The sequence below is a fragment of the Aliidongia sp. genome (assembly GCF_035943795.1).
Classification (GTDB): Bacteria; Pseudomonadota; Alphaproteobacteria; order ATCC43930; family CGMCC-115725; genus Aliidongia.
The window spans coordinates 1-14,578 of sequence record NZ_DASZBY010000037.1 but is presented as its reverse complement, the minus strand read 5'-3'; the positions used below and the strand labels follow the sequence as shown (position 1 = coordinate 14,578).

The following is a 14,578-nucleotide window of genomic DNA, read 5'->3' as shown; positions in this document are numbered from 1 at the left end:
CCGTCGATCGCCACGGTCCCGCTGTTGGTGAATGCCTGCGCGTTGCCGATCGTGCCGCCACCGTCGAACGCCAGGTTCGTCAGCCCGTTCGCCCCGGTCAAGGTTCCGGCGCTGAAGCTTCCGCTCGACGTCAGGGTGCCGGTCAGGGCCGACACGTCGACCGTGTCGCCCGACAGCGCGGCCGAGGCCAGCGTCGCCCCGCCCGAGCCCGTCAGGGTCAGATCGTGGCCACCGCTGACCGCACCCAGCGTGATCGCACCGGTGCCGGCGCTGAAATCAGTGTTACCCGCCAGCGTCACGCCGGTCGTGCCGAAATCGAGCGCCGCATCGGTCGTCGAGATCGTGCCCGACACACTCTTCGACGATGGCGCCGTCGCCGTGACACCGCCGGTGAAGGCATAGCCGCTGCCGATCGTCAGGCTGCCGGTATTGGCGAACACCGTCGCCCCCGGCGCAGTGCCGCCGCCATCGAGCGCGATATTGTACGCACCGGCCGACACGGTGAGGCCGCTCGTCGGATCGACCGCACCGCTGAACGTGATCCCGCCGCCGGTCTTGGCCAGGGTCAAGGTCGTCACGCCGGCGACCGACACGACGCTGTCCGAACCCGTGCCTTCCAGGGTCAGCGCGTTGCTGCCGCCCGTCACCGCGCCCAAGGTCAGGTTGCCCGAGGCCGCGTTGATCGTCGTCGCACCATCCAGGGTCACCGCGCCGAGGTTGAACCCGGTCGCGATCAGCGTGCCGGAAATCGTCACCGCGCCGCTCGTAACCCCGGTCGTGGTCAGCGTCCCCGCGCCCAGATTGAGCGAGCCCACGCTCGCCCCGCCCGTGCCTTGCAGCGTGAGCGAGGCATTGCCGCCGCCCCCGCCCACCGTGATCAGCCCGGTGCCGGCGCTGAGCGTCGTCGAGCCGCCGAGCGCGATCGTCCCGAAGGTCAGCGCGTTGTTCGTCGCCGCGACCGTGCCCGACACCGTCACCGTGCCGCCCACGTCCGTCGTGTCCAGCCCGCCCGTGAAGGTCACGCCGTCGATCGTCGCCGTGCCGCCGTTGGCCAGCGTCGTCGCCGTGCCGATCGTGCCGCCGACCAGCGTCAATCCATAAGTGCCTGTCCCCGCAGTCAACGTCGTGGCGGTCAGTCCCGTCACCGTGACCGTGCCGCCGGTAATCGCGCTGAGATCGAGCGTACCCACCGAGACCGTGCTGCCCGACGCGAGCGAATCCGTACCGCTGCCGGCGAGTTTCAGGGTCTGGCCCGCTCCGGTGATCGAGCCCGTCGTGATGCCGCCGGCGCCACCGTCGAGCTTGGTCGTCGCGGTTATCGCGGTCGGACCCGTGAGCGTAATGCCGGTGCCGATCAGATCCGCGCCGAGAGAAAGCGAACTCGCCTTGATATCGATCGTGCCGCTGCCGGTCGTGATCGCGGCCGAGTTGGAGAAGGCGCCGGACGTGCCCGTCCCGGCAAAATTCCGCACGGTGAAATTGCCGCCATTGGTCGTGACGGCGGCATTGACCGCGACCGCACCGCCCGCATCCACATTAAGGCTGACGCCGGCCGTGGTGATGTTGAGGGCCTGGTTGATCGTGACGGTGTTGACGGCTTTGAGCGTAATGTCGCTGGCCGCGGCATTGAGCACGCTGGGCAGGACCACGAGGACGCCCGTCGTGTCGGTGCCGTCTTCCACGTCGGTGAGCGTCGCGGTTCCGCCGGTGTCGACGGTGATGTCGCTGGGGTCCAGCAGCCACTGGCCGACCTTGCCATGGGGGGCACTGGTATCGACCTGCGCGCCTGCCACGACCGCGAGCCGGCCCTTGCTCGAGGTTTCGACGAAGCCGCCATCGCCGTTTCGCTTGCCGCCGCGCGCCTTGATCGTGCCGCCGACCACGGTCGTCCGTTCCGACCAGACGGCGACCGTGCCGCCATTCCCCCGGTCGGTGGCGCTGGCGTCCAGGGTGGCACCTGCAGCGACGGTGGTGATCGCCGCGTTGCGCACGGCAGCGTCGGCGCCATGGGCGCCGCCGCCGATCTCGATCGTGCCGCCGCCGGCCCGTCCCGTCGCATCGACCTGGGCGGTGGCGGCGAGAGCGACCTGGCCACCCGTGACGGCGACCTTGCCGCCGACCGCATCCTCGCCGAGGCCGGAGACGTCGAGCACACCGCCGACCAGCGCCTTGCCGGTCGCCCCGGCGTCGATCGCGATCGAGCCGGTCCTGCCGCGCGTGCTGCGCGCCGCGATGGTCCCGTCGGCCTGGATGAGATCGCTCACCAGCCCGTCGATCGCGTCGGCGGATAGCAGCACCTGGCCGCCCTCGGCCACGATCGTGCCGGTGTTGGTGACGAGCGCCATCTTCTTGCCGTCCGGCCCCATCGCCGCGCGGACCTTGCCGGTGATGTCGAACGACATCAGCCCGTCGCCATAGAGATCGAGCGTGAAGGTTTCGGCGCCGCCCAGGATCACCTTGCCGAACCTGCCGACGATCATCCCGGAATTCTGGACGTTGGGTGCCACGAGGGCCGCGAGGCCGTGATCGGCGACGGAGATCGTGCCGGCGTTGCGGACCGAGGCCGTCGCGTTGGGCGACGCCTTGCTGAAATTGAGACGGCCGGCCATCAGGTCGGCATTGCTAATGTCGGCAGGCGTCGCGATCAGACTGTTGACGTCGATCAGCGCGCCTTTAGTGAAGACCAGACCGCTGGGATTGACGAGGACGACCTGGCCGTTCGCAGTCAACTGCCCGGCGATGACCGACGGATCGCCGCCCGTAACCCGGTTCAGCAGGATCGACGAGCTGCCCGGCTGCTCGATCGTCGTCTTCTCGCCCTTGGCGATATTGAAGCTCTGCCAGTTGATGGCGGCGTTGTTCGTCGTCTGCTGAATGGTCAGTTGCGACGACGATTGCTGGGTTATCGTGGCTTGGCCGCCGACCACGGTGCCGCCGGTGGGGTTCGCATAGGCGGTGCCAGCGGTCGCAGCGAGCGCAAAGGCGCAGACCGATCCCAGCAGATGGCCGCGCGTCATCGGCTGCCGCACGGTCAAAGCGAAGGTGGCGCGGGGTGTCCCGATCGCCCGCCTTTGTCCGCCGCTGGAATATGCCCGACCCATGGCCGTTCCGACCTCTCAAGAAATCTTGCTAGTATTGAAACCGTATCTGGAAAAACACGGCTTTCGAGTTCTCGCGCGACGCCGAGACAGCCTGCGTCGGCCGCAAGGTGAAGCGGTTGACCCCTTCGACCACGGTCGATACTTCCGGCGTGATCGCCGCCTCGATGCCGATGCCGGCCGATTCCATTTTACCGCGCAAGGTGCCGGGCTCCCGGTCCCAGATCGTCCCCGCGTCGCCGAACGCATAATAGCGCACCGGCACGTCTTCGGACGATAGCCCCGTCCATCCGACCAGGCTGGGCCAGGTGGTGTTGACCTGCAGCTCGGCGGTGCCGATGACCGCGCGATCGCCGGTGATCTCGCCTGAGAAAAAGCCGCGCCCATAGGAAGATCCGCCCAGGAACTCCTTCTCGCTGGGCGGCAGGATGTCGTGGCTCCATTGCCCGTTGGCGGCAAGCTTCAGGGCGAAGCGATAATCGTCCAGGCTGAACAGGTCCTGCACCCGGATGATTTCCGCCGTGTATTTCTGGAAATTGTTGCCGACGCCGGGGCGTGCGGGCAGTTGCTCATCGGTCGCGCCGTTGAAGCCCTGGTGGAACTTGATGTCGATGCTGTTCGCCGCGGCGGGCACCAGCCCCCAGAGCGTGTCGGTGGTCGCGAGGGTGAAGCCGGTTCGCGCCACCTTGATCGAGCTGGTGCTCTGACGCGTGCGCGGCCCCGAGCCGTTGCCGAGATCGATGGTCGACCGGAAGACGTCGACGGCCGCCGACACGTCGAACGACAGCGCCCGCGTGCGGATCAGCGGATAGCGCGCCGACACGCCGGCGAGCGACAGATGGCCCTTGTAGCGCTCGGCGCCCAGCTCGCCGCCCGGTTCGTTGACGCCATAGCCGCCATATGTCCGCAGCATCAGGCCGTCGGACCCGATGAACCATTGCGCCGAAACCTCGCCGAAGACCTGCTCGACGTCGAACGGCGTGTTGAACAGGTCGACCTGGACCCGCTCGCCGGCCGAAGTGAAGGAATTGGCGGCGCCGCTCAGCAGCAATTGGATGGGACCGGCCGTGTTCGGGCCCCGGTTGTCGAGCGATGCGAACAGGTCGAAGGGCTTGCGGGCGACCTGGGCGATCAGTTCGACCGCGCCACTGTCGCCGCCGGTCGGCCGCAGCACCGCGCGTACCGACATGCCAGGCACGTTCTGCGCCAGCAGCAGGTAGCGCTCCATATCGGCGATGTTGACCGGCTTGATCTCGAGAAGATTGCTCAGGAAATCATAGACCTTGACGGCACCGCCTTCGGTCTCGCCATCGATCTTGACCGCGCTGATATAGCCTTCGGTCACGTGGATATGGAGTTTGACACCCGTCTCGGTCCGCAGCAGCCGGCCGCGCGCGGCGCTGAGGAAATAGCCATCGTTGCGATAGCGCAGCTGGATCCGGTTGACCGCCTCGGCGATCTCGCCGACCGAGGCCGACTTCCCGACGATCGCCTGGGTTTCCTCGGCCAGGTCGGCTGTCGAATATTTGCTGTTGCCGTCGATCTCGATCGCCTGAACCGTGACGACGGCGCCGCCTTCGGGAATGACCTCCTCCGACTGCGGAGGTTCGACCGGCGGCACGATGACCGGCTGGGATGGCGGCAGGTTCTTTTCGACCGGCGAGGCCGGCGGTGCCACCAGTCCAGGCGGAATTTGCGGTCGCGCCGGCGCGGTCTGCGCCTGGGCCATCGCGAATGGCAGGGCCAACGCGAGCGCGGCTGAGAACACACCGCGCGAGAAATGAACGCCGCACCTGGTCATTGACGGAGGCCGCACCCTTGTCGAACGCTGGAAAACACAATGTCGGGCCGTCTCCGGCGACGCGCGGACGGATCCAGGCGTTCAGAGCGCTCGTGACGGTATAGGTTTAGCTTTTGACTTCATCAAGGTTAAAATTTCCCTTAATCTTTACGAATCTCAAAGTATTCCGCCAAGGAAACTCAGGAGTGTCGTCAGCTCCAAACGGCAAACGGTTGTGCCGATGCAATTCCCGGATGCAACCCAAACAGCCATGGCCGGGGCCCTGCCCACCCCTATTGCGAACCGGACAGGGTGAGCAGGCAGTCATCGAAGGGATGGGCCTGCGGTTTGGCGAAGAAACGCCGCGCGATGATGTCGGCGCAGGTGTTCGCGGCTAGCACGCCATGGCCGACGCCGGGGAAATGAAACAGGCTGGCCTTGGGCAGGGTCGCGAGCGCCACCTTCGCCCAGCCGAGTGGCGTGATGGGATCGAGGTCGCCCGACAACATGACGATCGGCACGTCGCTCTGGACCGGCAGGCGCTCGGCCACGGCAGCGACTCCGGCAGGCCAGGCCGGACAGGCGGCCAGCCCCAGGTCGGACAGCGCGAATTGGCGCAGATCGCCCGATGCCGCCGCGGATCGCGCAATGACCTGTGGATCGTCGAACGGCAATTCGTCATGGCATATGACGGAGAGATAGAGTCCGTGGCTGGTCGCGGTCGATTGGTAATTGTCGAGTGCTGCCTCGACGAACGGTACCAGCGGCTGCACGTTGCCTTGGTCGAGCGCGGTGATCGCGTTCGGCAGGATGCGCAGGTCCTCCGACCGATAGAAGCCGTAGAACAGCACCTCGACCAGCTTGGCATCGTCGAGCGAGACCCGCTTGTCCGGCTGGCCCGCGCGATGCAGCGGCACGACCAGCGCCTGGGTCGCGGCCCGGCGGATCGCGGCCTGCAGCGAGGCCGCCAGATGGGGATTGGCAGCCTTGCAGGATGGGTTGGCCACGCACGCATCGACCATGCCGGCCATAGCATGGGCGGCGCTGGCGGCTGAATCCTCGTAAGCCTTGACCGACGGCGGATAAACCGAGTCGAGTATGACGCTGCGCGTGCCGTCGTGATGGTCCCGCAGGAAGCTCAGCGCCACGCGCGTGCCGTAGGACACGGCGAGCAGGTTCCAGCTGCGATAGCCCAGGCCGTCGATCAGGGCGGCCAGATCCCGCACGATGGCATCGGTGTTGTAGCGGTCGAGGGCGATGCCCGTGCCTACCAGACGGGCGTGGCAGCGCCCGGCGGCGGCGGCCCAGGCCGCATTGGTCGCCTGTGGCGTCATCGGTTGCGAGAACAGCTGGTCGCCGATCTCGATCATCTCGGGACAGGCGAGCCCCGGTTGAGACAGGCCGACGCCGCGCTCATCGAACACGACGACGTCGCGCCCCTGCGCCCAACCAGCCGTGCGGGTCAGCCCCCACCAGCGGCCGATCTCGCCCGCGGCAATCCCGGTGGGCTCGCCGGGGCCGCCATTGATGAAGATCACCGGATCGGGCGCGGCACCGGCACCACCGGAAAAGACGACGAAGGGAATGGTGACCGTGCGGTCGTCGGGCGCGCGCCAGCTTTCAGGCGCGATCAGTTGGCCGCAGCGCGCCGCCCGGCCGGCGGGAATGGGGAACCAGCAATCGACGGTTTCGACATGGGGTGCGTGATTGGCGCGAATGAGCTTGGTGGCCTCAGCGTGAAACGCTGGACCCGACCGGAAGTGCCGCACTGTCAGGACGCCGCCGAGGCCGAGCAACGCGCCCAGACCGGCAATCACGGCGATAGCCAGCGTGCGCCTCATGCCTCATCGCGCTCCGGGCCGCCGGAGGGCACTCGTCGATCGTGCCCCGTCGCCCGGCCCGGCCATCATGGAACTGTGGGTGGTACGGTTATTTCGCGCCGAGAATGGCGACCTGAACCCGACGATTGACGCCGCTGTCCGGATGGCTGGCATCGATCGGTTCTTCCTGGCCGCGGCCGACCGCCTCGAGTCGATCCGGCGCGATGCCGAAACTATCGACCAGATAGGTCTTCACCGCCTCGGCCCGCCGCTGAGACAGCGCCAGGTTGGCATCCGGCCTTCCCGTACTGTCGGTATGGCCCGACAGCTGGAAACGGTAGGGCACGAGCTGATCCGACTTGATGGCCTTGGCCAGCTGGCCGATCGTCTGGCGCGCGGCGTCGGTAAGATCGGCCGATCCGAGCGCGAACTTGACGTCGAGTGCCACGGCCGACGGATGCGGCGCCGCCGCAGCGGCTCCCGGCGTGGCATTCAACACGCGGATCCCGCGGACATTGAGCGGCCCCGGCGAACCGCTGCCGCTCGCGTCCGGCTTCAGCGCTTTGATCAGATCATCGGCCTTCGGGGTGGCGCCCATCTGCTGCACCTGGGCCTGGGCAGAGACCGACAGGGTGACCGCGACCAAGCCGGCGGCGAAGGTCATGGCAATTTTCGAGATCATCCGAATTCGCCTCAAAAGCGCTTATCTAAAGCTTGCAAAACTATCGTTCTAGTCATACGGCAAACTCGGCGATTCAGCAACCGCGCAAGACTGCGGCCAAATCATCCGAAATTGGCGACTGCGGTCTTTTCCGGGCCGATGCGGATGACCACCACCGTGACGTTGTCCTTGCTGCCGCCAGCCAAAGCGGCGTCGATCAGGGTGCGCGGCACGTCCTCGAACGAGGCTTCGGCCAGGATGCGCGAGACCGTCTCATCCTCCATCGCCTTGAACAGGCCGTCGCTGCATAGCAGGAAGATGTCGTCCTGTTCCAGCGGATCGCTGGTCTTGTCGAGTTCCAGCACCGGGCCGACGCCGACCGCCCGGGTGATCACGTTGCCCAGCGGATGGTGCTCCGCCTGGTCCGGCGCCAGCAGGCCGGCATCGACCATTTCCTGGACCTGGCTATGGTCGCGGGTGACCTGGGTCAGGCGCCCGTGCCGGAACTGGTAGAGCCGGCTATCGCCCGCCCAGAGACAGGCGAAGAACCGGCCGAACGTCATGAGCGCCACGACCGTGCTGCCGATGACCGCATGGCCGTCGCGGGCGGCCGCGGTCGCGACCAGCTGCTCGTTGACCTCGGCCAAGCGGCTGCGCACCTCGCCGATGAAACTCGCGCCGTCTGCCGGCTCGGCCATGGAGCCGAGCGCCTGGACGATCGCGTTCGAGGCGAGCTGGCCATCGTCGTGCCCGCCCATGCCATCGGCCACCACCCACAGCCCGATGTCGGGACGATCGAGGAACGCGTCCTCGTTCTGCTTGCGCACGGTCCCGGTGTCGGTCGCAGCGGCTGAGGCGACAGCGAAGTCGGTCATACGCGCCATACGAGCCTCATTCCTCCCGATCCCAGGGCAACAACTCTGCCTCCAACGAGGGCAAAGCGCCAGATGCCGCCGGGATGATCTCCGAATTATCCGGCGAGGCGGCGAGCCGCCAACCCCACCCCGCCCAGTCGCCGTCGATGAAGGCGGCAAAACCCTCCGGCGCCGGCAGTCCTCGGGCCAGCACGAGCACGGGGGCGACCTTCTCCGAGCCGATGGTCCACCAGAACGAGCGGTCCGACCCACCGCTGTTTTCCGCCAGGATCCGGGCAGCCTCCGGTCCGTCCAGCGGGAGACAGCACCCTATGTCGCCGAGATCGTTCGCGCTCATTGCCGTATCGACCGCAATCGATCGAACCGACGCGATCGGCGCATCGAGGCGATCGAGCGGAAAATCCTCGGCGAGCGCCGAGAGCGCCAAGGCCTCGATCGCCTCGAACCAGGCTTGCGCGCCGGCCAGGACCGCCGCTGACGGCGTTCCGGCATCGAGCTCCGCCGCGATCATCATCGGAAAGGCCCGGCCGACCCTGTCGACGCTCGGCATCGCCACGCCGGCCAGCGGTTTGGCACCGCACAGGCCCGCCGGCAGGAAGAAGCGCCACAGCGGCGAGACCAGGTAGAGATCGAGCCAAGTGGTGCCGATGGCCTCGCGGCTGGCCGCGACCGCCTGCTGCAGCCAATCGTCCCACAGCGCGATCGTCTCGCGCGGCAGGCGCCGCCCGACGAAGTCGCCGCGAGCGGGCAGCTTGCCGTAATAGGCCAGGATTGTGGGCAGGGTCTGCGTCATGCGCGCGGCATCACAGGGCGGACGGGCAACGGAACTGGGACAGCTGGTTCGACGCGAACGGGTTGATTACGCTGTCGGCCCGGATCTCGAACGTCGCCGTGCGCTTGCCGGTAGCGAAGGTGACGTTGAACCGGTCGGGACCGCCGACGGGATGCAACTGCGCCTGGTCGAGCAGACGGAACCAGGACCAGACTCCATCCTGCTGCAGGGTGGTCTGCTCCCCCGGCGTCTGAGGCTGGAAGCTGACGCGCACGGTGCTGCCGCCCGTGCCCGGCCATTGCATGCGCACGCCGCGCGGCGGGCCGTGGTCGTAGGACAGGTTCTGGCCACCCAGTTCGAGCAGCACTTGGGTCGAAGTCGCATCCAGCGTGACCGGCACCATCTCGAAATTGACTCCCGGCTTGCCGGCGCCACCCGGGAACATGCTGTCGCGAATGCCGGCGGCGATCTGGAACTGGGTCAGTGCCGCCTGAGGGATGCCCAGGTCCAGGTTGTCGACCTTCTGCCAATGCCAGGGGTTGGTCGACATATCGACGAAGGGTGCCAGGTTGGTCGTGAAGAAGGCATCGATCAGCCCGCCCTTGGAAAACAGCCGGGCGAAATCGTCGAGCGTCACGTCGGCGCCGCCGTTTTTGTAGATCGGATAGCGGTTGTCGGTCGCGGTCTTGCAGAACGGCAGGACCGACGAGGTCCAGAGGCCGTTGAGCTGCGCCCGCGCGCCGCCGACCGTGAGGGTCGACGAGGAATGGGTCACGGCCGCGATGGCACCCTTGAGCGGTTCGGGCAGGCGTGCCGCATTGGCCTGAAGCTGGGCTGCACCGCCATCGCCGCCGCTGGCGGCACCCAGCAAGGCGCCACCCTGGTTGTTGGTGGCCCCCAGCTTGTTCATGGATTTATAGAGGTCGCCGAGCCCGGAAATCACCCCGTCGATCGGCAGCGGGCCGGCCGGCGGACCGTCGGCCAGATCGTGCAGCGCCTTGAAATGCTGATCCGTGTAGCGGCTGGCCTGGTCGACCACCCCACCCTGCTGCCCAGCGCCGGCGCCCAGCATCTGGGCCAGACGATCCTGGGCCCCGGCTCCCGCTTGGGCCTGCACGGCCGCCGCAGCCTGGGTGATGTTGGCGGCGCCCGCACCGGCCGCGGCGGCGCCGGCGATGCCGGTCGGCGGCGGCTTCGACAACCAGGTCTCCTTGGCGGCCGACACCATCAGTCCGCGCAACGGCGAGTCCGGTGCCGACAGGATGCCGAGCGTCTGCACGCCCTGGTTCACGTTGGTGAAGGGAATGATCGAGACGTCGCCCAGCAACCGGTCCCACTGCGCGCCGAACTCGTTCAGATAGAGCGAGGTGACGTCGTTCTGCAGCCGGGTCAGCGCCACGGGATCCTCGCCGATCGAAGCCTCCTGGCCCACGACCCAGCTTTCCTTGGCGACCTCGCGCGCGATATCCGGCAGCAACGGCCGGAACGTGTTGTAGAAGCCGTTATAGGTATAGAGGCCGGGGATGCCGTCGGCGAGCGATTTGCCCGACGCGCGCTGGAGCACGCGGGAGGCAGCGGGCCCCGAATTGTCCGAAATCCGCCATTCCGGCAGGGATGAGACCTTGGGATTGGTCTTGAGGAAGCTGAACGCCCGCTCGGCGAGCGGCAGGCGGTTGAGGATGACGCGCGTCGCCTGAACCAGGCCGCCGTCGAGCGCGATCTCCGGCAGCGGCGTCTTCAAGAGCGCGTCCAGATGACCGTCGAGATCCTTGCGCAGCGCGTCATTCTCGTCGCCCGGGAACTGGACGCTCCAGTCGAGCGCCAGCCAATGCCTGACCAACGCCTTGTCGAGCGGGCCCTGGCGGCCGAGCATCAGGTAGACCTTGAGGCCTTCGTAGAGAAAGTCCGGCTTGGACTGGTTGGTGTTGAGTTGGGTCTCGAGCCGCAACAGCAGGCGCGGCAGCAGCAGGCCGCCGAGGGCGCGATGGTACGCCGCGATCGCCTGGCTGCCGACCTTGTCGCCCTGGTAGAGGCCGAAGCCCAGGTTGGCCGGTACGGACTTGTCCTGGTCGGCATAACCGGCGGGCACGTTGCGCAACGTATCCAGCAGCACCGCCACCTGTTTCAGATCGCCGGGCAGCACATGTTCGGGCGCGAAATTCTTTGCCTGCTCCGCATAGCTGTCGGCGACGCCGTCGACCTTGTCGAGCAATGCGGTATTACCGAGGTAGCTCAGGGTCCACAGGCCGGCCATGCCGAACAGCACGATCGCGGCGGCCGCGATCGAGGAGATCTGGATCAGGCGGTTGCGCCGCTCGACGCGCGGATCCGCATTGACCAGGCCAGCCTCGCCGAACACGACCTGGCGCAGCAGGCGGGTCAGGAAATAGCTGCGGCCGGTGCCGCTGAAGGCGGAGACCTGCTGGCGCATCAACCCGAAGGTCGAGGCCATGGCGCCCATCAACCGATCGATCGGCGTGCCGTCCTGGGTGCCGCTGGTGAAATAGACGCCGCGCAGCAGGATCGGCTGTTCGAACCGGTTCGGCTCGAAGATCTCCTTGAGGAAGCTCTCGGTCGTCTCCTTGAGGCTCGCGACCTGCTGGGGAAAGCTGAACACCAGCGAGCGTCGCTGGATGTCGGTCTCCTGCTGCAGCCGCTCGATCAGGCGGTCGTCGAGCCGCCCGACCAGCGCATCGAACTCGGTGCCATAGGCATCCACCGCGCTCGCCGCGTCCTTGCCCGGCTTGTAGTCGAAGGTCGTGCCCCAGACCGCGTCGCGGTCCTCGCGCGGCAGGTCGTCGAAAAACTCGACGAAGCCCGCGATGAGGTCGGCCTTAGTGAACAGCACATAGACCGGCAGCCGGACGCCCAGCTCCGCATAGAGTTCCTGGATGCGCAGCTTGATCGCCGCCGCATGTTCCGAGCGCTGCGCCGGGGTGGAGCCAGTCAGGTCGCTGATGCCGATGGCGCACAGCACGCCGTTCAGCGGCTGGCGCGGGCGATGCCGTTTCAGCAGCTTGAGGAAGCCGGTCCAGGCCGCCTTGTCCTGTTCGCTCTCGCTGTCCTGGGTCGTGTAGCGGCCGGCCGTATCGATCAGCACGGCGTCGTCCGTGAACCACCAGTCGCAGCTGCGCGTGCCGCCGACGCCCTTGACGGCACCCTTGCCCAGCTTGTCGGCGAGCGGGAAGCTCAAGCCGGAATTGACCAGCGCCGTGGTCTTGCCGGCGCCCGGCGGGCCGATGATGACGTACCAGGGCAGCTGGTAGAGGTATTTCCGGCCGCTCGCGCCGGCGAACTTGCTTTTCTTCAGAAGCTCCAGCGCCTCCTTCAGGCGCCCCGACAGCTCGTCGACCTCTTCCTTACCGACCGATCCCTTGCCGCCCTGGGCGGTCGCCGTGACCGCCGCCGCCATCTGGGTGTTCTGGCGCTGCTCGCCGAGGCGCGACAGCAGGTAGAGGAACCCGGCGAGCGCCACGACCACGACGATCGCCAGGGCACGCGCCAGCACGCTGTCGAGCGGCCTGACGTCGCCGATCCCGATCAGCGGTCCGATGAACCAGATCAGGAGGGCGAGGATCAGGACGCCGAGGATGGTCAGCGCCAGCTTCGACAGAAAGATCTTCCGCAGGGTTGTCATCGGTTCCTCTTGGCGCACATCGATCGTTGCCCTCGTCCGGGCCGGGTCCGCTCCACGAAATGGCGGATCAGCTGGGCTTGATGAGGACCACCTCGGTACGTCGGTTCTGCTCGCGCCCTTCCGGGGTCGCGTTGGACGCCAGCGGCTGGGAATCGGCCTTGCCCTCGGCGCTGAGGCGCGAGGGATCGGTCACTTTCTGCGCCATGATCTTTTCGACTGCCTCGGCCCGCGCCTTCGACAGGTGGAAGTTCGACGGGAAGCGCAGGGACTTAATCGGCACGTTGTCTGAATGGCCGGTGACCTGAACCGTGCCCGGCTCGTCGTTGACCGCCTCGCCGATGCGCAGCAGCACCGGTTTGAAACCATCGGCCACATCGGCACTGCCGGAGCCGAACATGCCGGTGTTGCGGATCCGGACCGTAATGGTCTGGGCGTCCTCCAGCACGGTCACCAGGCCTTGGCGGATCTCCGGCTCCAGGAATTTGCGGATCTTGCCGGCATGGTCGGTCACCGGCGGTGGCGGCAAGGGGGCGGCCGCCCGCGCGAGCTTGATCGGTCCGTTGGGTGGCAATGCCGCCAGGCGCTCGAACGTCGCGTCGGACCGGTCGTTGAGCGCAAAGCTGAAACCGGCATAGCACATCGCCAGCAGGGCGGCCGTGACCACGGCGATCAGCCAGATCGGGATCAGTGCCACGAGGCCGCGATGGGCCGCCGGCACGCCGTGCCAATGGGGCGACAGCTCGCGCTCGTATTCGCCGCGGCTGGTCCGGATCACCCGGAACAGGTCCTCGCGCGCGATCGTCAGTTCCGATGCGCCGCGCGGCATGACGCGGTATTTGCCCTCGAAGCCCAACGCGATGCAGAAATACACCAGCTCCAGCATGTCGAGATTGACCGTCGGGTCCTTCTTCAGCTGGGCCAGCAGGTCGAAGAACCGGTCGCCGCCCCATGTCTCGGTGAAGAAGGTGCCGACCATGCTCTTGGTCGACCAGACGCTGCGGCTGCCCCAGGGCGTGTTCAGCACCAGATCGTCGAGCGTGGCGCATAGCACGTATTTCGCGGCGCGCAGGGTCTGCACCGGCAATCCCAGCGGCGTCACCGTGCGCTCGAACGTGTTGATCTCGCCGATCACCCGGTCGCGGAGCGAGTCCACGTCATTGTGGAGCGCACGGTTCTTGAGCCGGACCGCCAGTCCCAGCAGGGGCACGGCCGCCGAGACCAGCGGATTGAGGTTCTTGAGCGCGATCGTGTCCCACAGCCGCCCCGCCGGTTCCGACAGGGCTTGCGGCCGGGGCGGCGGTGGCGGCCCGCCGGCAGGCTGCTGCGGCAGGCGGCCCCCCGGATTGGGCCGGATCACCGTACGTTCGCTGTCGCCCGGCTCGGCGAAGGGATCATCAATCGTCATATCGGCCCCATCTGGTCCGAGGAGTGAGAGACGCTGTTACTGTCCGCCAGCCGTCGCCGACAGCTTCAGCTTGTCGGCATTGACCGCGATGTTGGTCGTCGCGTTCGGCGGTACCGGAACGTCGGCGCGCCAGACCGCGTGGTCGATGTCCCGGTATGCCGCGGTCACGCCGATGAAGCGTGTGCCCGGCTTCACTTCGAATTCCATCTTCTGCGAACCGCCGGGCGTCAGCACCGCCTGGTCCTTGCCCAACAGATCGGGCCCGAGCAGCGCCTGATCCTTGTCGTTCAGCTGGAAGAAATCCGCCTTTTCGAACGTGCCGGCGGCGCCCAGCTGGTAGATGCGCAGCATGACCGGCGCCGGCGTGCCGTCGGCGCCCGGGTTGACGGTCGCGGTCGATGTGATCGACAGCACCACCTTGGTCGGCGGCGGAGGCGGCGGTGGGGACGCGCAGGCCGCGAGAGTGACCGCGGCCGTACCGGCCAGAAGCCGTGTCAGAGTGCGCTGCATGCTTGCCACCATTTTCCCCC

Annotated in this window: 9 protein-coding genes; all 9 read right to left on the bottom strand. The window is 67.3% G+C overall.

The features are described 5' to 3' along the window. On the bottom strand, positions 1 to 3,101 hold a 3,101-nt coding region (locus VGV37_RS06595), incomplete at its 3' end, for a filamentous hemagglutinin N-terminal domain-containing protein (RefSeq protein ID WP_326878846.1). Positions 3,102 to 3,129: 28 nt separating this feature from the next. Next, complete coding sequence (locus VGV37_RS06590; RefSeq protein WP_326878845.1) at positions 3,130 to 4,899, bottom strand: ShlB/FhaC/HecB family hemolysin secretion/activation protein; 1,770 nt, start codon at positions 4,897 to 4,899, stop codon at positions 3,130 to 3,132. 272 nt (positions 4,900 to 5,171) lie between these two features. After that, complete coding sequence (locus VGV37_RS06585) at positions 5,172 to 6,719, bottom strand: alpha/beta fold hydrolase (protein WP_326878844.1); 1,548 nt, start codon at positions 6,717 to 6,719, stop codon at positions 5,172 to 5,174. An 88-nt stretch (positions 6,720 to 6,807) separates the two neighbouring features. Next, a complete protein-coding gene (locus tag VGV37_RS06580; RefSeq protein WP_326878843.1) occupies positions 6,808 to 7,380 on the bottom strand; it encodes an OmpA family protein in 573 nt (190 codons plus the stop codon). Positions 7,381 to 7,481: 101 nt separating this feature from the next. Next, positions 7,482 to 8,234, bottom strand: a complete 753-nt coding sequence (locus tag VGV37_RS06575) for a PP2C family protein-serine/threonine phosphatase (protein WP_326878842.1) — start codon at positions 8,232 to 8,234, stop codon at positions 7,482 to 7,484. A gap of 16 nt (positions 8,235 to 8,250) precedes the next feature. After that, positions 8,251 to 9,027 (bottom strand): type VI secretion system-associated protein TagF, encoded by a 777-nt coding sequence (gene tagF, locus VGV37_RS06570; protein WP_326878841.1) that lies wholly within the window; start codon positions 9,025 to 9,027, stop codon positions 8,251 to 8,253. A 10-nt stretch (positions 9,028 to 9,037) separates the two neighbouring features. Beyond that, complete coding sequence (tssM, locus tag VGV37_RS06565) at positions 9,038 to 12,643, bottom strand: type VI secretion system membrane subunit TssM (RefSeq protein ID WP_326878840.1); 3,606 nt, start codon at positions 12,641 to 12,643, stop codon at positions 9,038 to 9,040. 67 nt (positions 12,644 to 12,710) lie between these two features. Continuing rightward, a complete protein-coding gene (icmH, locus tag VGV37_RS06560) occupies positions 12,711 to 14,048 on the bottom strand; it encodes a type IVB secretion system protein IcmH/DotU (RefSeq protein ID WP_326878839.1) in 1,338 nt (445 codons plus the stop codon). Between the two features lie 36 nt (positions 14,049 to 14,084). Then, a partial coding sequence (gene tssJ, locus VGV37_RS06555; RefSeq protein WP_326878838.1) for a type VI secretion system lipoprotein TssJ occupies positions 14,085 to 14,578 on the bottom strand: 494 nt, incomplete at its 5' end.